Annotated in this window: 22 protein-coding genes; 4 read left to right on the top strand and 18 right to left on the bottom strand. The window is 65.8% G+C overall.

Going from position 1 to position 18826, the window contains the following annotated elements:
- Nucleotide 1 precedes the first annotated feature (1 nt).
- From D1610_RS03570 to D1610_RS03530, 9 genes are all read right to left on the bottom strand, one after another.
- Nucleotides 2-316: a 50S ribosomal protein L23 gene (locus D1610_RS03570; RefSeq protein WP_118862707.1), complete on the bottom strand. Its 315-nt coding sequence runs from the start codon at nt 314-316 to the stop codon at nt 2-4.
- A complete protein-coding gene (gene rplD / locus D1610_RS03565; protein ID WP_118862706.1) occupies nt 309-932 on the bottom strand; it encodes a 50S ribosomal protein L4 in 624 nt (207 codons plus the stop codon). Before rplD ends, D1610_RS03570 begins: the two co-directional genes overlap by 8 nt.
- A gap of 3 nt (nt 933-935) precedes the next feature.
- On the bottom strand, nt 936-1691 hold the full coding sequence (rplC, locus tag D1610_RS03560; RefSeq protein WP_118862705.1) for a 50S ribosomal protein L3: 756 nt from the start codon (nt 1689-1691) through the stop codon (nt 936-938).
- Nucleotides 1692-2000: 309 nt separating this feature from the next.
- Nucleotides 2001-2309 (bottom strand): 30S ribosomal protein S10, encoded by a 309-nt coding sequence (gene rpsJ, locus D1610_RS03555; protein WP_007406109.1) that lies wholly within the window; start codon nt 2307-2309, stop codon nt 2001-2003.
- A 117-nt stretch (nt 2310-2426) separates the two neighbouring features.
- The gene (tuf, locus tag D1610_RS03550) at nt 2427-3620 is read right to left on the bottom strand and encodes an elongation factor Tu (protein WP_118862704.1); all 1194 of its coding nucleotides are present in this window, start codon (nt 3618-3620) and stop codon (nt 2427-2429) included.
- A gap of 200 nt (nt 3621-3820) precedes the next feature.
- A complete protein-coding gene (gene fusA, locus D1610_RS03545; protein WP_118862703.1) occupies nt 3821-5893 on the bottom strand; it encodes an elongation factor G in 2073 nt (690 codons plus the stop codon).
- 65 nt (nt 5894-5958) lie between these two features.
- A complete protein-coding gene (rpsG, locus tag D1610_RS03540) occupies nt 5959-6429 on the bottom strand; it encodes a 30S ribosomal protein S7 (protein ID WP_118862702.1) in 471 nt (156 codons plus the stop codon).
- A 51-nt stretch (nt 6430-6480) separates the two neighbouring features.
- Nucleotides 6481-6852: a 30S ribosomal protein S12 gene (gene rpsL / locus D1610_RS03535; RefSeq protein ID WP_118862701.1), complete on the bottom strand. Its 372-nt coding sequence runs from the start codon at nt 6850-6852 to the stop codon at nt 6481-6483.
- Between the two features lie 228 nt (nt 6853-7080).
- Complete coding sequence (locus D1610_RS03530) at nt 7081-7374, bottom strand: hypothetical protein (RefSeq protein WP_118862700.1); 294 nt, start codon at nt 7372-7374, stop codon at nt 7081-7083.
- Between the two features lie 71 nt (nt 7375-7445).
- Here D1610_RS03530 and D1610_RS03525 point away from each other — a divergent pair, with 71 nt between their 5' ends.
- Together D1610_RS03525 and D1610_RS03520 are read left to right on the top strand one after the other, a co-directional pair.
- The gene (locus tag D1610_RS03525; protein WP_118862699.1) at nt 7446-9209 is read left to right on the top strand and encodes an ArnT family glycosyltransferase; all 1764 of its coding nucleotides are present in this window, start codon (nt 7446-7448) and stop codon (nt 9207-9209) included.
- A 96-nt stretch (nt 9210-9305) separates the two neighbouring features.
- Nucleotides 9306-10952, top strand: a complete 1647-nt coding sequence (locus D1610_RS03520) for a hypothetical protein (protein WP_118862698.1) — start codon at nt 9306-9308, stop codon at nt 10950-10952.
- Here D1610_RS03520 and D1610_RS03515 read toward each other — a convergent pair.
- Complete coding sequence (locus D1610_RS03515; RefSeq protein WP_118862982.1) at nt 10844-11512, bottom strand: phosphatase PAP2 family protein; 669 nt, start codon at nt 11510-11512, stop codon at nt 10844-10846. The genes D1610_RS03520 and D1610_RS03515 overlap by 109 nt on opposite strands.
- Nucleotides 11509-11850 carry a DUF3140 domain-containing protein gene (locus D1610_RS03510; protein ID WP_118862697.1) on the bottom strand — a complete coding sequence of 114 codons (342 nt, stop codon included), beginning with the start codon at nt 11848-11850 and terminating at the stop codon, nt 11509-11511. The genes D1610_RS03515 and D1610_RS03510 overlap by 4 nt, the downstream gene beginning before the upstream one ends.
- Nucleotides 11851-11921: 71 nt before the next feature.
- Here D1610_RS03510 and D1610_RS03505 point away from each other — a divergent pair, with 71 nt between their 5' ends.
- Nucleotides 11922-12365, top strand: coding sequence for a GFA family protein (locus tag D1610_RS03505; protein WP_222926920.1), 444 nt, complete (start codon nt 11922-11924; stop codon nt 12363-12365).
- A 44-nt stretch (nt 12366-12409) separates the two neighbouring features.
- On the opposite strand, the gene D1610_RS03500 is transcribed toward D1610_RS03505, so the two are convergent.
- From D1610_RS03500 to D1610_RS03475, 6 genes are all read right to left on the bottom strand, one after another.
- Nucleotides 12410-12997, bottom strand: coding sequence for a DUF4142 domain-containing protein (locus tag D1610_RS03500; RefSeq protein WP_118862695.1), 588 nt, complete (start codon nt 12995-12997; stop codon nt 12410-12412).
- A gap of 90 nt (nt 12998-13087) precedes the next feature.
- A complete protein-coding gene (gene lpdA / locus D1610_RS03495) occupies nt 13088-14485 on the bottom strand; it encodes a dihydrolipoyl dehydrogenase (protein WP_118862694.1) in 1398 nt (465 codons plus the stop codon).
- Between the two features lie 196 nt (nt 14486-14681).
- Nucleotides 14682-15071, bottom strand: coding sequence for an acyl-CoA thioesterase (locus D1610_RS03490; protein ID WP_118862693.1), 390 nt, complete (start codon nt 15069-15071; stop codon nt 14682-14684).
- A gap of 65 nt (nt 15072-15136) precedes the next feature.
- Nucleotides 15137-15535, bottom strand: coding sequence for a PIN domain-containing protein (locus tag D1610_RS03485; protein WP_118862692.1), 399 nt, complete (start codon nt 15533-15535; stop codon nt 15137-15139).
- Complete coding sequence (locus tag D1610_RS03480; protein WP_118862691.1) at nt 15516-15782, bottom strand: hypothetical protein; 267 nt, start codon at nt 15780-15782, stop codon at nt 15516-15518. Before D1610_RS03480 ends, D1610_RS03485 begins: the two co-directional genes overlap by 20 nt.
- A 49-nt stretch (nt 15783-15831) precedes the next feature.
- Nucleotides 15832-17172, bottom strand: coding sequence for a pyruvate dehydrogenase complex dihydrolipoamide acetyltransferase (locus D1610_RS03475; RefSeq protein ID WP_118862690.1), 1341 nt, complete (start codon nt 17170-17172; stop codon nt 15832-15834).
- Nucleotides 17173-17304: 132 nt separating this feature from the next.
- Between D1610_RS03475 and D1610_RS03470 the strand changes: the two genes are divergently transcribed.
- Nucleotides 17305-17760, top strand: a complete 456-nt coding sequence (locus tag D1610_RS03470; RefSeq protein ID WP_118862689.1) for a universal stress protein — start codon at nt 17305-17307, stop codon at nt 17758-17760.
- 180 nt (nt 17761-17940) lie between these two features.
- On the opposite strand, the gene D1610_RS03465 is transcribed toward D1610_RS03470, so the two are convergent.
- On the bottom strand, nt 17941-18789 hold the full coding sequence (locus D1610_RS03465; protein WP_118862688.1) for an RcnB family protein: 849 nt from the start codon (nt 18787-18789) through the stop codon (nt 17941-17943).
- Nucleotides 18790-18826 lie beyond the last annotated feature (37 nt).

The following is an 18826-nucleotide window of genomic DNA, read 5'->3' as shown; positions in this document are numbered from 1 at the left end:
CTCAAATCCCCGTCGTGACGTCGATGGACTGGCCTTCGGCCAGCGTCACGATCGCCTTCTTCATGTCGATCCGGGTATAGTCCCGGCCCTTCCACTTCTTGGTCTTGCCCTTCTGGACGAGCGTGTTCACGCCGGTGACCTTGACGTCGAACAGCGCCTCGACCGCCGCCTTGATCTGCGGCTTGGTCGCGTCGCCGGCCACCTTGAACACAACCGCGTTGTGCTCGCTGAGCAAGGTCGACTTCTCGGTGATGTGCGGCGCGCGAACGACGTCATAGTGACGCGCCTCGACCGCGGTCTTCTGCTTCTTAGCCATTGAAGCGCGCCTCCAGCTTTTCGACCGCGGCGCGCGTCAGCACCAACGTGTCATGCTTCAGGATGTCGTAGACGTTGGCGCCGGCGGCGGGCAGCACGTTGACGCCGGCGAGGTTGCGCGCGGCGAGGAACCCGTTGCCCTTATCACCGCCGCCGTCGATCACCAGCGCCGTCTTGCCGACGCCGAGCTTCTCGAACTGGCCCTTCAGCTCCTTGGTCTTGCCGACCTCGAAGCCGTCGAGGACGATCAGCGAACCGGCCTTGGCGTGGCTCGACAGCGCCATCTTCAGGCCCAGCGCGCGGATCTTCTTGTTCAGCGACGGATTGAAGTCGCGAACGCGGGCGCCGTGCGCCTTGCCGCCGCCGACGAACACCGGCGCGCGGCGATCGCCGTGACGGGCGGTGCCGCCGCCCTTCTGGCGGCCGAACTTCTTGCCGGTGCGCGCGACATCGGCCCGCTCACGAGTGCCGCGCGCGGTGGCGCGACGCTTTTCGAGCTGCCAGGTGACGACGCGGTGCAGGATGTCGGCGCGCGGCTCGACGCCGAACACCTCATCGTTCAGCTCGATGTCGCCCGCCTTGCCCTTGGCGTCGAGGGTCTTGGTAGAAAGCTTCACTTGTCAGCCCTCCTGGCCTTCGGTGGCCTCGGGAGCGGCCGCGGTTTCGGCGGGCGTCTCGGCAGGCGCGTCGTTGCTGTTGGCGGCGGCCTTCAGGCCGGCGGGGTACGGCGCGTCCTTGTGGCGCGCGACCTTCACCGCATCCTTGACGACCAGCCAGGTGCCCTTGTGGCCAGGCACCGATCCCTTGACGAAGATCAGGCCACGCTCGGCATCGGTCGAGACGATCTCGAGATTCTGCTGGGTGCGCTGACGGTCGCCCATATGGCCGGCCATCTTCTTGTTCTTGAACACGCGGCCCGGATCCTGGCGGTTGCCGGTCGAGCCGTGCGAGCGGTGCGAGACCGACACGCCGTGCGTCGCGCGCAGGCCGCCGAAGTTCCAGCGCTTCATCGCGCCGGCGAAGCCCTTGCCCTGGGTGTGACCCTGGACGTCGACCAGCTGGCCCGCGACGAAATGGTCGGCCGAGATCTCGGCGCCCACGTCGAGCAGCGCGTCTTCCGCCACGCGGAATTCCTTGAGGATCGCCTTGGGCTCGACCTCCGCCTTGCCGAACATGCCGCGCTGCGGCTTGGCGACGTTCTTGGCCTTCGCCACGCCGGCGCCGAGCTGGAGCGCGACATAGCCGTCGCGATCGGCCTCCTTACGGCCGACGACCTGAAGGCCGTCGAGCTGCAGGACCGTCACCGGCACATGCCGGCCATCGTCCTGAAACAGGCGGGTCATGCCCATCTTCTTCGCTATCACGCCTGTGCGCATGATGCGTATTCCTTCCAAACAGAGGCTCCTTCGGGTTTCCCCAGCCGGAGCGTGCCAACGAAAAGGCCCTTCAGCGATGCCGCCGAAGAGCCAGCCCAAATACAAGCGCCCCCGTCAGGGCCAGGTTTTTCCGCTTCGTAAAGCGAAAGACGGGGACTCAGGCGCCAGCATGCTGGCCGGTATCCCTATGTCGGAGCGGAACCCTTGCCCACTCGTCGCCCCTGCGGAGGCAGGGGCCGCTAGGTTGCTCTCGCGGAGAGCGGCCCCCGCCTTCGCAGGGGCGACGCGATTCGCGCCGGAGGCAGGCCTTTAGGCGAGTTTGATCTCGACATCAACACCCGCTGCCAGATCGAGCTTCATCAGCGCATCGACCGTCTGCGGCGTCGGCTGCACGATGTCGAGCATGCGCTTGTAGGTGCGCACCTCGAACTGCTCACGCGACTTCTTGTCGATGTGCGGGCCGCGGTTCACGGTGAACTTCTCGATGCGGGTCGGGAGCGGAATGGGACCACGGATGAGCGCGCCGGTGCGCCGCGCGGTGTCGGCGATGTCGCCGGTCGCCTGATCGAGCACGCGATGATCGAACGCCTTCAGGCGAATGCGGATATTGCTGTCCATGTCCCTACCGATGCGAAAGAGCCGCCTGCCCGGGGGCAGGACTGAAATCAAAAGCTTACATAAAATGGCAACCGCCCGATTCCCGGTTGGGAATCGGGCGGTGCGGGTGCGCCTATATTAGGCGGAGATGCTGCTGACAACCCCCGCGCCGACGGTGCGACCGCCTTCGCGGATGGTGAAGCGCTGGCCCGGGTCCATCGCGATCGGGGCGATCAGCTTGACGCCCAGGTTCACGTTGTCGCCCGGCATGACCATCTCGGTGCCTTCCGGCAGCTCGATCGTGCCCGTCACGTCGGTCGTGCGGAAATAGAACTGCGGACGATAGTTGGCGAAGAACGGCGTGTGCCGGCCGCCTTCATCCTTCGACAGCACATAGACTTCCGACTGGAAATCGGTGTGCGGCTTGATCGAGCCGGGCTTGGCCAGAACCTGGCCGCGCTCCACCTCGTCACGGCCGACGCCGCGGATCAGCGCGCCGATATTGTCGCCCGCCTGGCCCTGATCGAGCAGCTTGCGGAACATTTCCACGCCGGTGACGGTGGTCTTGCGGATTTCCGGCTGGATGCCGACGATCTCAACTTCCTCGCCGACCTTGACCACGCCGGTCTCGACGCGGCCGGTCACCACGGTGCCGCGACCCGAGATCGAGAACACGTCTTCGATCGGCATCATGAACGGCTTGTCGAGCGGGCGATCCGGCTCCGGGATCGACTCATCGACCGCCGCCATCAGCGCCAGCACGGCTTCCTTGCCGATATTGTCGTCACGGCTCTCCAGCGCGGCGAGCGCCGAACCGCGGATGATCGGAATGTTGTCGCCATCGAAGTCGCGCTTCGAAAGCTCCTCGCGGATCTCCATCTCGACGAGCTCGAGGATCTCCTCGTCATCGACCTGGTCGACCTTGTTGAGGAACACGACCATGGTCGGCACGCCGACCTGCTTGGCGAGCAGGATGTGCTCCTTGGTCTGCGGCATCGGGCCGTCGGCGGCCGACACCACCAGGATCGCGCCGTCCATCTGCGCGGCGCCGGTGATCATGTTCTTCACATAGTCGGCGTGGCCGGGGCAGTCGACGTGCGCATAGTGGCGATTCTTGGTCTCGTACTCGACGTGCGCGGTCGAGATGGTGATGCCGCGCTCACGCTCTTCGGGCGCCTTGTCGATATTCTCGAAATCGACCTTCTCCGACAGGCCCTCTTCGGCGAGGACCTTGGTGATGGCAGCCGTCAGCGACGTCTTGCCATGGTCGACGTGGCCGATGGTGCCGATGTTGAGGTGCGGCTTGTTCCGCTCGAACTTTGCTTTCGCCATTGCTTTCCTACCTTCTGGACTCGATTTCGCTGCGCCTTGGGGCCACGCGCGAACGCGGCCCCTTAGCGAGTGTTTCGCCTTAACGCCACCCCTTGCTGGGGCCGACAGCGGAGTAAATCCACTGTCGTCGGACCTCGGGCGATGCCGAGGCCGTCCGGCCTTTCGACTGAGGGGAGCTAAGCGAGCTTAGCTCCTCCGCCTCAGGCCAGCTTCGCCTTCACTTCGTCCGCCACATTCTGCGGCACTTCGTCGTAATGCGAGAACTGCATGCTGTACTGCGCGCGGCCCTGGGTGAACGAGCGGAGCTGGTTCACATAGCCGAACATGTTGGCCAGCGGCACCATCGCCTCGACCACCTGCGCGTTGCCGCGGCTGTCGGTGCCCTGAATCTGCCCGCGGCGGCTGTTCATGTCGCCGATGACATCACCCAGATAATCCTCCGGGGTGACGACTTCCACCTTCATGATCGGCTCCAAGAGCTTGATGCCGGCCTTCTGCGCGACTTCGCGCATCGCGCCGCGCGCGCAGATCTCGAACGCCAGCGCCGAGGAGTCGACGTCGTGATAGGCACCGTCGGTCAGGTGGACCTCGAAATCGATGATCGGGAAGCCGATCAGCGATCCCGTCTCGGCGGTCTCGCGGAAGCCCTTCTCCACCGACGGGATGTACTCGCGCGGGATGTTGCCGCCCTTGATCTCGTCGAAGAACTGGAAGCCGGAGCCGCGCTCGCCGGGCATGACCGACACCTTGACGCGGCCGAACTGGCCCGAGCCGCCCGACTGCTTCTTGTGGGTATAGTCCACGTCGACCGGCTTCGCGAGATATTCGCGGTACGCCACCTGCGGCGCGCCGACATTGGCCTCCACCTTGAACTCGCGCTTCATGCGGTCGACCAGGATCTCGAGATGGAGCTCGCCCATCCCCTTGATGATGGTCTGACCCGATTCATGGTCGGTCGAGACGCGGAACGAGGGATCCTCGGCGGCCAGGCGGTTGAGCGCGAGGCCCATCTTCTCCTGGTCGGCCTTGGTCTTGGGCTCCACCGACAGCTCGATGACGGGCTCGGGGAACTCCATCCGCTCGAGGATGATCGGCTTGTCCGACGCGCACAGCGTGTCGCCGGTGGTCGTCTCCTTCAGCCCGGCGATGGCGACGATGTCGCCGGCATAGGCCTCGTCGATATCCTCGCGGCTGTTCGCATGCATCAGCAGCATGCGGCCGATCTTTTCCTTCTTGTCCTTGACCGAGTTGAGGACGGTGCCCTTCTCGAGCTTGCCCGAGTAGATGCGCGCGAAGGTGAGCGACCCGACGAACGGATCGTTCATGATCTTGAACGCCAGCGCCGAGAAGGGCGCGGAGTCGTCCGCCGGACGCGAGTCCTTGGTCTCGCCGTCGAGCTTGACGCCCTCGACCGCCGGGATGTCGAGCGGGCTCGGCAGGTAATCGACCACCGCGTCGAGCAGCGGCTGCACGCCCTTGTTCTTGAACGCCGAGCCGCACAGCACCGGGACGAACGAGAAGTTGAGCGTGCCCTTGCGGATCAGCTTCTTGAGCGTCGCCGTGTCGGGCTCGGTGCCTTCGAGATAGGCCTCCATGACATCGTCGTCCTGCTCGACCGCCATCTCGATCAGCTCGGCGCGCGCCGTCGCCGCCTGGTCGGCCAGCTCGGCGGGGATGTCCTGATATTCGAACTTCGCGCCCAGCGATTCCTCGAGCCAGATGATCGCGCGGTTCTCGACCAGGTCGACCAGGCCCTTGAAGCCCCCTTCGATGCCGATCGGCAGATAGAGCACCGCCGGGCGCGCGCCGAGGCGGTCCTTGATCATGCCGACGCACATGTCGAAGTTCGCGCCGGTGCGGTCGAGCTTGTTGACGAAGCACATCCGCGGGACGTTGTACTTCTCGGCCTGGCGCCACACGGTCTCCGACTGCGGCTCCACGCCGGCGACACCGTCGAAGCAGGCGACCGCGCCGTCGAGCACGCGCAGCGACCGCTCGACCTCGATCGTGAAGTCGACGTGGCCGGGGGTGTCGATGATGTTGATCCGGTGATCGTTCCAGAAGCAGGTCGTCGCGGCCGACGTGATCGTGATGCCGCGCTCCTGCTCCTGCTCCATCCAGTCCATCGTCGCGGTGCCTTCGTGCACTTCGCCGATCTTGTAGGACTTGCCGGTGTAATAGAGGATGCGCTCGGTCGTCGTCGTCTTGCCGGCGTCGATATGCGCCATGATGCCGATGTTGCGATAGCGCTCGAGCGGATGGCTGCGGGCCATGATCTCAAATTCCTTAGCAATGTGGGGAGCCGGATGGCCGGCCCCCCAGATATAGGAAGCCTGGGTTACCAGCGGTAGTGGCTGAAGGCGCGGTTCGCTTCCGCCATGCGGTGCGTGTCCTCGCGCTTCTTCACCGCGTTGCCGCGGTTGTTGGCGGCGTCCAGCAGCTCGCCCGACAGCCGCGCCGACATGGTGTTCTCCGAACGCGCGCGCGCGGCGGCGATCAGCCAGCGGATCGCCAGCGCCTGGGCGCGCTCGGGACGCACCTCGACCGGCACCTGATAGGTCGCACCGCCGACGCGGCGCGACCGGACCTCGATGCCCGGCGCGATGTTGTTCAGCGCATCGTGGAACACGCCGAGCGGATCCTTCTTGGCGCGCTGCTCGACCGTGTCGAGCGCGGTGTAGACGATGCCCTCGGCGACGGACTTCTTGCCGTCCAGCATCACCGAATTCATGAACTTGGAGAGGATCTGATCGCCGAACTTGGGATCAGGCAGGATTTCCCGCTTTTCGGGACGACGACGACGAGCCATCTGATTTTCCTTTGAATACTTCAGCCATATGGGGCCGCATGCGCGGCCGGCTTACTTCGGACGCTTGGCGCCGTACTTGGAACGGGACTGGCGGCGATCCTTGACGCCCTGCGTGTCGAGCACGCCGCGCAGCACATGATAGCGCACGCCGGGAAGATCGCGCACACGCCCGCCGCGGATCAGCACGACGCTGTGTTCCTGCAGGTTGTGGCCCTCGCCGGGGATGTAGCTGATCACCTCGCGCTGGTTCGACAGGCGGACCTTGGCCACCTTGCGCAGCGCCGAGTTCGGCTTTTTCGGGGTCGTCGTATAGACGCGGGTGCAGACGCCGCGCTTCTGCGGGTTCTGCTCCATCGCAGGGACCTTGGACTTGGCCTTCTGCGGATCGCGGCCCTTGCGGACCAGCTGGTTGATCGTCGGCATTGAAGCCTTCACCTTTCACATGGTTACTTTGCCGCGGCCCGATCTTTCAAACGACAATCGACCCGGGTGCTTCGCGGCCCCCAGGCCCAATGCTGCTGCGGCAATGTTCAAGCTGCCCGATTCGCGCGGCAAGCGGGCGCAAAAGGCCCACCCACCCTTGTCGGGCAGGCGGGCCTATAGACGCGCGGCCCCGCACGGTCAACCGCGGCGAGGCCTCGGGGTTGTCGGCTATTGGACCGAGGTCATCGCGTTCTTCTGCTCCTCGGTCAACTGATCGGCGTCGACATCCGAATCGTCGATCGCCTCTTCCTTCTGCTCGCCGATCGCCTCGAGATTGTCGGCCTGCTGATCGAGCATGTCCTCCTGCGCCGGCGTCGCGGCGTTATCGGCCATATCCTCGAGATTGTCCGCGGCGGCGTCGTAATTCTCCTCGGCGCGATCGCCCAGGGCGTCGTCGCCGTCACCGCCGCAGGCGGCAAGGGGCAGCGCGAGCGCGGCGAGGATGATGGCGGTGCGTTTCATGGGAACTCCTCCTGATGGGAGGGCATCAATCGACGGATCGCGCCATTGTTCCGGCGAACCGACCAAGGCCCATGCGTTCGGCCTCCGTCATGGCCTCGGCAAACGACGAACTGCCCTGGCCTGTCCGTGAGGCGAATGTTGCGACGCAACGAACCGCGCGACCGGACATTCACCATGACAATCCGTCGGCCAGCAAGTGCCAGACGAGCAAGGGTCGCACCAACTATGTCCTCCACGTCGCGCCGCCGCCCGCAGGCCATTCGATGAGCGACATCCTCGCCAGACAGCAATCGACCCGAGTCGAAACCGGTCCGTTCGCAACACCTTATCCGCGCACCGACCGAATGGTGTTCCAGCTCGGCATATTGCTGCTCGTCGCGTTCCTGTTGCGCGTCTGGCAGTTCGGCAACCCGGTGCTGCATGTCGACGACCAATTCTATCTGCTGATGGGCGACCGGATGCTGCAGGGAGACCTGCCCTATGTCGACATCTGGGACCGCAAGCCCATCGGACTGTTTCTCATATACGCCGCGATCAGGCTGCTGGGCGGCGGCGGCATCGTCGAATATCAGATCGTCGCGACGCTGTTCGCGACGGCCACGGCGTTCGTCATCGCCCGCATCGGCATGCGCATCGGCAGCACGTTCGGCGGCGTAAGCGCGGGGATCGCCTATTTGTGCTGGCTGATGCTGTTCGGCGGAGATGGCGGCCAATCGCCGGTTTTCTACAATCTGTTCATGGCCGCTGCCGCATTGAAGGCGATGACGGCGCTGGCGGAGACTTCTCCCGCGCCGCGCGACCTGGCGAAGGACGGGGCCGTGGTGATGCTGCTCGCCGGGAGCGCGATGCAGGTGAAATACACCGCGCTGTTCGAAGGCATATTCTTCGGCCTTGTGCTCATGTGGGCGGCATGGCGCGTGTTTCGTCGCCCGGCGCCGGTTCTGACGCTCGCCGCCGCCTGGGTTGCCATTGCGCTCGCGCCGACCGCGTTGGCATGGGCGGTTTATGCATGGCTGGGCCACTCGGACGCATTCTTCTTCGCCAATTTTCTCTCGATCTTCGACCGGCCGCCCTCCCCCACGCGCGACCTCATGTCCCGGCTTGGTCTGATGGCGATGTACAGCGCGCCGCTATGGCTTTGCGTGATCGCGGTCATGCGCGGCCGCTTCTATTCCGGCGCCACCCTGCCGACCGCCGGCGCGCGCACCTTCGTCCTCGCCTGGCTTGCCGCCGCGACCTTGGGCCTGCTGATCTTCGGCACCTATTACGATCACTATTTCCTGCCGGTGCTGGTGCCGTTGACGGCGGCAATCGCCCCGCTGATGGGCGCGCCCGGAACCGGCATGAACCTGTTTGTCCTCAACGGACGCCAGGTCACCACTCCATTGATCATCGTCATGGCGATCCCCGCGCTGATCATGACCAAGATCCAGATCTACGACAACATCAAGTCGCGCGGCGACGGCAGCGGGATCGATCGCATCGCCGAAGTCGCGGCGCCTCGATTGGGAGATGGCTGCCTGTTCGTTTTCGACAATGAGCCGATCCTCTACTACAAAACCAACTCATGCCTGAATTCGCCATATGCGTTCCCGCCGCACCTCAGCAGCGTGTGGGAGGATGACGCGACCGGCGTGAACACGCTGGAAGAGGTTGGCCGCATTCTCGCGCGCAAGCCGCCGGTCATCGTCACCAGCGCCGAGATCGAGAACGAGCCCAACCTGTCCACGTGGCGGTTGGTGCGCAGCGCCATTGCCCGCGATTACCGGCTCATCCATTCCGAGCCGATCGGCTATCGCACGCGCGTGGTGTACGAGCGCCTGCCCCGAAGCTGACCTGCGGGCCCGATCGAGCATTCCCCTCGCCATCCCCGTTTGCGCTGCTATCAGAGCCGGAGACGCTTATCTGACGCCGGTGGGGTTTCGCACGGCATGTTTCGCCTGATCAAGGCCCGGCATGGCCGGGCGCTATGGCTGTTCTTCGCCATCGCCGCACTGGCCGCGGCGCTGCCGCTGACCGTGGTGACGCTGCCGCCGCTGGTCGATGCGCCAGGCCATCTCGCGCGTATTTCGATCGCCGTGCAGCAGGCAGCCGATCCTTCCGTGATGGCCGACTATGTCGTCGTCCACCCGCAGATCGTGCCCAATCTGGCGATCGACGCACCGGTGATGCTGCTTGCCCCGTGGGTGGGAGTGATAAGCGCCTTCTGGCTGATCACCCTACTGACGCCGATCATGATGGTCGGGGCGCTCGCGCTGGTCGTCCGCGCCTGGAACCGCGACGGCGCGGCGGGGATCGGCTGGGCGCTGCTGTTCGTCTGGTCCAGCCCGTTCATGTGGGGCTTCATCAACTATTGGCTGGCGACCGCTCTGGCGCTGATCGGTTTTGCCGGCTGGAAGTTGCTCGATCCGAAACCGCGCACGCGCGAAGCCCTGTTCTGGGCGGCCATCCCTTTCGTGTTCCTGGCCCACGCCATCGCCGGCTGTCTGATGGTGATGCTGATCGGCATGTGGGAGCTGGGCCGCGCGACGGGCGCGCTCGGCTATCGTCCGGTTCCGATCGCGCGCGAACTGCTGACGCGGTGCCGTCCGCTGATCGCGATCCTGCCGCTGATCGCGTGGTGGCGGCTGTCGGGCACCAGCGTCGAGGGTGAGCAGGGCGACGGGACCCATTGGTCGCTGCCGTCCAAGTTCGAGGAACTGGCGGCGATCCTGCGGGACCAGCACATGGTCTTCGACATCGCCTGCGTGCTCGCGGCGATCGGCGTGATCATCCTGGGCTGGCGGCGCGGCGCGCGGTTCGCAGGCGGGACGGGCTGGCCGATCGCCGCGGTGTGGATCGCCTATATCGTGCTGCCGTTCAGCACGGAGGGCGGTTCCTACCTCGACATGCGGCTGGCGCCGGTGGGGCTGATGCTGGCGCTGGCGCTGCAGGATTGGCGGGGCGTTGCGCCCGGCACCGCCCGCGCGATCCTGTTCATGGGGGTCGCGCTGTTCGCGCTGCGGCTGGCGATCACCACCCATGCATTCGTCGGCTATGAGGCGGCCAACCGATCCACGCTGTCGGCGCTGAACCATGTCGAGCGCGGAGCGAGGATCATGGCATTCACCGAACGATCGTGCCGGCAATGGCCGCACGCCGCCAACAGCCACATCCCCAGCATGGCGGTCCATTACCGCCAAGCCTGGATCAACAGCCTGTGGGACGTGTCAGGGCTGCACGCGACCGAGGTGATCTATCGCCCCTCGCCCATCTATTATCACGACCCCTCGCAGCATATCTGGCCGCCCGATTGCCCCAATGTCGGGCGCGACATCACCGATCTGCGCGGCGGGCGGTCGGTACGCGAGGTGCTGATGACATTGCCGCCCGATGGCTACGACTATCTCTGGATATCGGGTGACCGGCTGACGCCGGCGCAGGCGAGAGGCCGCTTCACGGAGATATGGAGCGACGCCAATGGCGCGCTTTATCGGCGGCTCGACTCGCGCGCCTTGACCGGCTTGAGCAGCGCGGCGAGCAGCAGCGCCCAGCCCAAGCCGACGAGCCAGCCGGCCGCCACGTCGCTCGGCCAGTGAGCCGCCAGCCACACGCGTGAGACGCCGACCAGCAGGATGGCGATCGCCGCCGCCGACCAGATCGCGCGGCGCTGCATCCTGCGCCACCAGATCACCGAGGCGACCAGGGCGATCGCGGTGAACACCGCGGCGGCGTTGGCGGCATGGCCGCTGGGCAGCGCATGGCTAGCGCCGACCGCGACGAGTTCGCCCGCCCCGTCGGGACGAGCCCGGCCGAACATGGGCTTGAGCGCCCAGGCGTTGAGCGCCCATATGCCGAGCGTGGTGTAGAGAATGTACGAAGCCGCCCGGCCGAAGCGCCGCCAGACGAGATAGGCGAAGAACGCCCCAGCGATGGCGAGGCGCCGCGGCCAATCGCCGAGCCAGGTCGCCCAGCGCATCGCCTCGGTCGCAAGCGGCATCGCCTCCGCCGACGGTCTCAGGCGCTCGATCGCCCAGCGGTCCGCACCGACGATCACGCCGGTCCAGGCAAGCGCGATCACGATCGCCGCCGCCAGCCAGCACAGGCTGCCGATCAGGAGCAGGCGGCGGATGACCGGGTCCGCGGGCAATCTCGTCATTTCAGCGGGTCATGCCCCCAGTTCATCAGCGAATAGCGCCAGCGCGAGCCCGGAATCCGGTGCTCCTCGTGCGGCCCCTGCGCCAGATGGCGCCTCACATAGCCGACAACCTTGCGCATGTGCGCATAATCGGCGCCGGTAAGGTCCGCCTTCCTCTTGCGCTTGATCTCGACGATCCGGCGACCCGAGGCGTGGCCGACACTTTCGCCACCGTCGGGCTTGTAGCCGACCTTGCGGCTTTCGTCGGTCTCCAGCCACTTCTCGATCTCGGACGGGCTCATGTTGACCGCCTGGGCGAAATCCTTCCACACCCGCTCGTGATCGTCCTTGTCGGCCATTCATCCGCTCCCTAGTCCTGCCGCCAACGCGAAACGATCGCGCGCGGTTGCGAGGGAGAAGAAGAATGAAGATGCCTGACCTTCCCCTGGACGGCGGCTGCCGCTGCGGCAAGGTGCGTTTCCGCATCAGCGCGCCGCCGCTGATGGCGATGGCGTGCCACTGCACCGGCTGCCAGCGGATGACCGCCAGCGCCTTTTCCACCACCGTCATGGTGCCGGCGGACGGGTTCGCGGTGACCGCAGGCGAGCCGGTGATCGGCGGGCTGCACGGCGAGCAATCGCATCATCATCACTGCGACTGGTGCAAGAGCTGGCTCTACACGACCTTCGACATGCCCTTCGTCAACGTCCGCGCGACGATGCTGGACGATGCGACCTGGTTCGCGCCCTATATCGAATCCTACACCAGCGAGGCGCTGCCCTGGGCGAGAACCGGCGCGGCGCACAGCTTTCCGCAGTTCCCCGCAAGGGAGGAATACGGCCCGCTGATGGCCGAGTTCGCCCGGCAGCGTTGAGGCCGGAATGACGGCGTTGGAGCGCGCCGCCATCCCGACCAGCCCTACATGCCCTGCATGCCTTCAAGCATCGTCAGGTGGCCCTGGATCACGGGGGCGGTTTCGGAGGCGAAGGTCTTCAGCGCCTCGTCGTCGCCCGATGTCGCATAGCCCTGCATCGCGGCGAGCGCCTTCTGGTGCGCGGCGAGCTGCTGGGTGTGATAGGCCGTGTCGAACGCCGCGCCGCTGGCGGCCTCCAGCGCATCGATATTCGCCTGCTGCTCCGCGTTCATCGTCGGATCGGGCGTGATCGAGCCGGCCGCGCTCTTCAGCTTGGCGGTCGATGCGGTGTGGTCCTTCACCATCTGCTCGGCGAAGCTCTTGAGCTCGGCCGACTGCGCCTTGTCGACGGCGAGCTTGGAGGAGGCGATCTCATAGGCGTCGCTCGCTGCGGCGGTGTCGGCGAACGCCTGCGCGGTCATCGGCATGGCCATGGCGTCGTTCGCCATCGCATTGTCGGTCATGCCCATATCGCCGGCCATCGGATCGGCCATCGCATCGTTGTTCATCATCGCGCCGTCATTGGCCGTATCGGGCGCACCGCAACTCGCCAGCGCGAAGGCCGAAGCCAGGGTGATGAGAGCAGACTTCATGATTCTTCCTCCTGTCGGGAAAGCGGGAACCGCGCGCTCGCGGTCCCTGTTCCATTCCCGGCCGGAGTTTCTTGTTGATTCAAATCAAGTTCAGATGTGCAGCGCCCGCCCATAGGCGGCGAGGACGCTTTCGTGCATCATCTCGCTCAAGGTCGGGTGCGGGAACACCGTGTTCATCAGTTCGGCCTCGGTGGTCTCCAGCGTCTTGCCGACGGCGTAGCCCTGAATCAGCTCGGTGACCTCGGCCCCGACCATGTGCGCGCCCAGCAACTCGCCGGTCTTCGCGTCGAACACAGTCTTGATGAAGCCCTCCGCCTCGCCCAGCGCGATCGCCTTGCCGTTGCCGATGAAGGGGAAGGTGCCCGCCTTCACTTCATAGCCGGCCTCCCTGGCCTTGGCTTCGGTCAGGCCGACCGACGCGACCTGCGGATGGCAATAGGTGCAGCCGGGAATGTTGCGCGGGTCCATCGCATGCGGGTGCTTGCCGGCGATCGCCTCGGCGGCGATCACGCCTTCGTGGCTCGCCTTGTGCGCCAGCCAGGGCGGCGCGGTGATGTCGCCGATGGCGTAGAGACCGTCGACATTGGTCTTGCAGTCCGGGCCGGTCTTGAGGAAGCCGCGATCGGTTTCGACGCCCAACGCCTCCAGCCCGATATTCTCGGTATTGGGGACGATGCCGATGGCGACGATGACATGGCTGAACTCGGCATTGGCGACCTTGCCGTCGCGGTCCTTGATCGCCGCACGCACGCCCTTGTCGCTGACGTCGAGCTTGTCGACGCCGGCCTTGGTCATGATCGTCATGCCTTGCTTCTTGAGCGCTTTCTCAAGGAAGGCGGAGACATCGGCATCCTCGACCGGCACGATCCGGTCGAGCATCTCGACCACGGTCACCTCGGCGCCCATGTCATTGTAGAAGCTGGCGAACTCGATCCCGATGGCGCCCGATCCGATGACCAGCAGCTTGGTCGGCATCTCGGGCGGTGTCATCGCGTGGCGATAGGTCCAGACGCGCTTGCCGTCGGCCGGCGTCGCGGGCAGGTCGCGAGCGCGGGCGCCGGTGGCGAGGATGATGTTCTTGGCCGCCAGCTCGGTGGTCTTGCCGTCCTTGTCCGTGACACTGAGCTTGCCTTTGCCGGTCAGCTTGCCCTCGCCCATATGCACGGCGATCTTGTTCTTCTTCATCAGGTGCGTGACGCCCTGGTTGAGCTGCTTCGCAACCCCGCGCGACCGCTTGACCACCGCCTCCAGATCGGCGCTGATCTTCTCCGCGGCGAGGCCGTAATCCTTGGCGTGCTGCATGTAATGAAAGATCTCGGCCGAGCGCAGCAGCGCCTTGGTCGGGATGCAGCCCCAGTTGAGGCAGATGCCGCCGAGCAGCTCCCGCTCGACGATCGCGGTCTTGAGGCCAAGCTGCGACGCGCGAATCGCCGCGACATAGCCGCCGGGCCCGGAGCCGAGGACGATGAGATCGTAGGTATCAGGCAAGATAGTTGCTCCCTAAGTGGCCGGGGCAGGCTGGAAGGTGAGGAAAGTGAGGGTAGGTGCCCCCTGGTTCGCCCTCTCCCGGAACCGGTGGATCGAACCCCGGCGCAGCAGGCAAACAGAAACGAAGGCCGTCATATCCAAACGCTGCCCGTCGAAATCCAATTAGGACAGCGAAAAATTTGGCCCAGCGACAGAATCACGATCCGAGACCGCCAATCACCCGCGGCCGCCGCTCTTCGTCGATCGCGACGAAGGTGAAGCGCGCTTCGGTGACGCGCGCCTGTTCCTCTTCGTGGCGATGGCGGTGCCACGCCTCGACGGCGATGGTCATCGAGGTGCGGCCGACCTTGACCAGTTCGGCATAGACCGACACCTCGTCGCCCACCGAGACGGGCGCGTGGAACTGCATGCCGTCCATCGCCACCGTCACCGCCCGGCCCTTCGAATAGCGCGCGGCGACGAGGCCGGCCGCCATGTCCATCTGGCTCATCAGCCAGCCGCCGAAGATGTCGCCATACGCATTGGCGTCGGCGGGCATGGTGGTGACGCGGATCGCGGGCGCGCCCTGGGGTGGCAGGTCAGCCATGCGCGGGATCGTTGCGGATCATCCGGACGCTCCCGTCACAGGATCGTCATAACGGCCGGTGGCGTTCACCGGCCGCCTTCCACAAACCTGATATTGCTTGTTGTCCATACCGGTACGCCAACGCCAAAAAAGTCTCGATCCTTCGACCATATCCCAGCTTCCAAAGCCATGGCGGATGCTAGAACCGCCCAATCCTCCTGCCCATTTTCCAATCGTTCACGCGCGCGCCCTTCGAACGGCACAAAAGCCTCCAGGGGAAGGATATCGACGAAAGCGGCGGCTTGCGTCATCAGTTCGTTCACGCTTTCCGGACGGAGATGCCGGAGGACGGCCTGTACCTCGATCCATTGTATGACGGGGACGAAAAGCTCCACTCCCCTCCCAGCGATGTCCTCCAATGTCGGTAACGATCGGCCAAGTAGCGCAGAAAGAATGATATTCGCGTCAACGACCAGCGCGGTCATCAAGCGGCTCGCCCCACGGATCAAGACCAATGCCCGCCAGCATATCTTCCAAGTCCACGCCTTTGGCCTTCATATCCGACTGCCATCTTCTGATGGCCTCGGCAGCCCTTTTAACTTTCTTCGGATCCTTGGGCTTGCGGGGAAAGTAGCTCGCGACCTCGCGGCCGTGGTGCGTCACGATAACCGGTTCGCCAAGTTCGGTCACCTCGCTGATGCGCTCGCGAAATTCCTTGATGCCCATCTTCATGGCCGCACTCCAAAAGTGTCACTTTTGGTGACACAATCCTCGAATGTGGTCAAGCGACCATCGCCAGCGGGCTTTCCACCAGCTCCTTGAACAGCTTGAGCATCTCCGCGCCGTCCGCGCCGTCGATCGCGCGGTGGTCGAAGCTGCCGGTGGCGGACATCACCGTCGCCACGCCGAGCGCGTCGTCGACGATATAGGGCCGCTTCTCGCCCGCGCCGACCGCGAGGATCATGCCCTGCGGCGGGTTGATCACCGCATCGAACTGCTTGATGCCGAACATGCCCATGTTGGAGATGCTGGCGGTGCCGCCCTGATATTCCTCGGGCTTGAGCTTGCCTTCCTTGGCGCGGCCGGCGAGCTCCTTCATCTGGGTCGAGATCTTCGAGACCGAGATATTGGCGGCGTCGCGGATGATCGGGGTGATCAGCCCGGTGGGGGTGGAGACCGCGACCGAGATGTCGGCGCGGCCGTATTTGATCAGCTTGTCGCCGGCATAGGTGACGTTGCACTTCGGGCTCGCCTCGAGCGCGACGGCCAGCGCCTTGATCAGAAGATCGTTGACCGACAGCTTCACGCCGCGGCTCTCCAGCCCCTTGTTCAGCTCCGAGCGCAGCTTGAGCAGCGCGTCGAGGCGGACGTCCACGGTCAGGTAGATGTGCGGGATGGTCTGCTTGGCCTCGGTCAGGCGGCGCGCGATGGTCTTGCGGATGTTGGAGAGCTTTTCCGCTTCGTGCGGGATGGTGTCATCGAACCACACGGCCTTGGCCTCGCCGACAGGTGCGGCGGGAGCCGGCTGCGCCGCGGGCGCGGCTTCGGCGGGCTTCGCAGCGGGTGCGGCGCCGGGCCCCTCGACCCCGCTCGGGACAGGCCTGGCGCCTTCGACGTCGGCCTTGACGATACGGCCGCCCGGCCCCGAGCCCGCGACGGCGGAAAGGTCGACGCCCTTCTCCGCCGCGATGCGCTTGGCCAGCGGGCTGGCCTTGACCCGCTCGCCATCGGATCTGGGTGCCGACGCTTCAGCCTTCGGCGCCTCAGCCTTTGGCGCCTCAGCCTTTGGCGCGGGCTTCTCTTCGGCGGGCTTGGGCTCAGGCGCCTTGGCTGCAGGCGCTTCCGCCTTTTTCGGCGCTTCGGCGGCGGAGACGTCCTCACCCTCTTCCGCCAGCAGCGCGATCGGCGTGCCGACCTTCACCCCGTCGGTGCCCTCGGCGACCATGATCCTGGCGATCACGCCCTCGTCAACCGCCTCGAACTCCATCGTCGCCTTGTCGGTCTCGATCTCGGCCATGATGTCGCCGGACTTGACCGTGTCGCCCTCCTTCACCAGCCATTTGGCGAGCGTGCCCTCCTCCATCGTCGGGGAAAGCGCGGGCATCTTGATCTCGATCGACATGGGCCTGGGGAGTCCTTCATGGCGGGCAGGTTTGCCGCTCCTTCGTCCCTGACGCGCGGACGGTCAAGGGTGGAGACCTTGCCAGCGCGCCTCGACCGGGCCAGTTATGCGCTTCAGGGGGAATGACACGGCATGCGCACCTATCTGGTGGTGATCGACGAAAGCCCGGAGGCGGAAATCGCGCTGCGCTTCGCCGCGCGGCGCGCGGTGAAGACGGGCGGCGGGGTCGAGATCCTGGCGCTGATCCCGCCACAGGAGTTCATCGCCTTTGGCGGGGTGCAGGCGACGATCGAGGACGAGGCGCGGCAGCGTGCGGAAGCACTGGTCAGCCGCGCGGCGGGCACGCTGATGGACGAGGCGGGATTGCGCCCGTCGGTGGTGGTCAAGCAAGGCGAGCCGGTCGCGACCGTGCTCAAGCGGCTGGCCGACAACGACCAGATCGCGGCGCTGGTGCTGGGCGCGGCGCAGTCCGGCCCGCCCGGTCCGTTGATCGCGCACTTCGCCGGGGTCGATGCGGGCAAGCTGCCCTGCCCCGTGATGATCGTCCCCGGCAATCTCGACAAGGATGCCATCGACCGGCTGAGCTGAGGGTCCAATTCGTCGCCCCTGTGGAAGCAGCGCCTCGGTCGGCAGGCACGCGGCCGGTGTGCCACAAACTCGGCGGCCCCCGCCTGCGCGGGGGCGACGGGTACGCAAAAGGGCCGCCGCATCGCTGCGACGGCCCTCCGGTGCGCGCGTCTTCCCCACCCCAGAGTCGCAGCGCTCAGCTCATTTGGTCATGCGGATGACCTTGGATTTGGGCTTGGGTTTCCAATGCTTCTTCTTCGGCTTCCAGGTCGCGGCCGGCTCGGCGTGGGGGCAGCAGCCGGCATGGACGGTGACCGTCGTCGTCGTGGCGGGCGGGTAGTAATAGCCGTTCGCGACCGTGCCGCCCGCGGGATAGGCGACGCCGTTGATGATCACCTGCGATCCCTGGTGGATAATCGCCGGATTATGCCCCGGCGCATGCGGCGGCGGACCACCTTCGTGCGGCGGCGGATAGGGCGCGCCGGCGGGGCGGTACTCGCCGTCGAAGCTGCCCGAATAGCTGTAGGGCCGGCCATCGTCATACTCGCCGGTCCAGGTGCCCTCCCAGGTCCCTTCATAGGCGGGCGGCGGGGGCGCGTGGCGCGGATCGGGGTAATCGCGGTCGTCATAGCCGCCTTCGTAGCGGTCCCACTGGATATCGCCGCGGCGATCGATCACCCGGCCTTCGCGGTCGATCAGCACCGCATCGTCATAATAGCGCGACCAGGCATAGCCGGGCTGCGGCGCGGGCAGGCCGTAGGGCCGGTAGGCGATCACATAGCGCGGCGCGATCCAATAGGCCGGCAGCCGATAGCCGGGCACGACGACACGGTAGCCGCGCCAGCCGCCGGGCGCGAACCAGCCGGCGTGCCAGCGGCCGCGGATGCGGTGACCCCAGCGATGGCGGTGATGACCGGACGGCGCCTTCAACTGCGCGTGCGGCACATGGGTCCAGCGCTGCTGATCGGCCGCCGAGTCGCCCGCCACTGCCGCAGCCGGCGCGACCAGCGTCAGCCCCGCCGCGATCGTCGCAAATCCAAGGATCCGCATGGTAAATTCCCCTGTTCGTCACCTGCCGAGGCGAGGG

This window comes from Sphingomonas gilva (assembly GCF_003515075.1).
GTDB classification, from domain to species: domain Bacteria; phylum Pseudomonadota; class Alphaproteobacteria; order Sphingomonadales; family Sphingomonadaceae; genus Sphingomonas; species Sphingomonas gilva.
The sequence above is the reverse complement of the archived record's forward strand: the minus strand, read 5'-3'. Positions and strand labels throughout refer to the sequence as shown.

Coding starts and splice junctions, on each gene's coding strand:
- D1610_RS03570 (WP_118862707.1), bottom strand. CDS start 316: ATGGCTAAGAAGCAGAAGACCGCGGTCGAGGCGCGTCACTATGACGTC.
- rplC (WP_118862705.1), bottom strand. CDS start 1,691: ATGCGCACAGGCGTGATAGCGAAGAAGATGGGCATGACCCGCCTGTTT.
- rpsJ (WP_007406109.1), bottom strand. CDS start 2,309: ATGGACAGCAATATCCGCATTCGCCTGAAGGCGTTCGATCATCGCGTG.
- tuf (WP_118862704.1), bottom strand. CDS start 3,620: ATGGCGAAAGCAAAGTTCGAGCGGAACAAGCCGCACCTCAACATCGGC.
- fusA (WP_118862703.1), bottom strand. CDS start 5,893: ATGGCCCGCAGCCATCCGCTCGAGCGCTATCGCAACATCGGCATCATG.
- rpsG (WP_118862702.1), bottom strand. CDS start 6,429: ATGGCTCGTCGTCGTCGTCCCGAAAAGCGGGAAATCCTGCCTGATCCC.
- rpsL (WP_118862701.1), bottom strand. CDS start 6,852: ATGCCGACGATCAACCAGCTGGTCCGCAAGGGCCGCGATCCGCAGAAG.
- D1610_RS03530 (WP_118862700.1), bottom strand. CDS start 7,374: ATGAAACGCACCGCCATCATCCTCGCCGCGCTCGCGCTGCCCCTTGCC.
- D1610_RS03525 (WP_118862699.1), top strand. CDS start 7,446: ATGCGTTCGGCCTCCGTCATGGCCTCGGCAAACGACGAACTGCCCTGG.
- D1610_RS03520 (WP_118862698.1), top strand. CDS start 9,306: ATGTTTCGCCTGATCAAGGCCCGGCATGGCCGGGCGCTATGGCTGTTC.
- D1610_RS03515 (WP_118862982.1), bottom strand. CDS start 11,512: ATGACGAGATTGCCCGCGGACCCGGTCATCCGCCGCCTGCTCCTGATC.
- D1610_RS03510 (WP_118862697.1), bottom strand. CDS start 11,850: ATGGCCGACAAGGACGATCACGAGCGGGTGTGGAAGGATTTCGCCCAG.
- D1610_RS03505 (WP_222926920.1), top strand. CDS start 11,922: ATGCCTGACCTTCCCCTGGACGGCGGCTGCCGCTGCGGCAAGGTGCGT.
- D1610_RS03500 (WP_118862695.1), bottom strand. CDS start 12,997: ATGAAGTCTGCTCTCATCACCCTGGCTTCGGCCTTCGCGCTGGCGAGT.
- D1610_RS03490 (WP_118862693.1), bottom strand. CDS start 15,071: ATGGCTGACCTGCCACCCCAGGGCGCGCCCGCGATCCGCGTCACCACC.
- D1610_RS03485 (WP_118862692.1), bottom strand. CDS start 15,535: ATGACCGCGCTGGTCGTTGACGCGAATATCATTCTTTCTGCGCTACTT.
- D1610_RS03480 (WP_118862691.1), bottom strand. CDS start 15,782: ATGAAGATGGGCATCAAGGAATTTCGCGAGCGCATCAGCGAGGTGACC.
- D1610_RS03475 (WP_118862690.1), bottom strand. CDS start 17,172: ATGTCGATCGAGATCAAGATGCCCGCGCTTTCCCCGACGATGGAGGAG.
- D1610_RS03470 (WP_118862689.1), top strand. CDS start 17,305: ATGCGCACCTATCTGGTGGTGATCGACGAAAGCCCGGAGGCGGAAATC.
- D1610_RS03465 (WP_118862688.1), bottom strand. CDS start 18,789: ATGCGGATCCTTGGATTTGCGACGATCGCGGCGGGGCTGACGCTGGTC.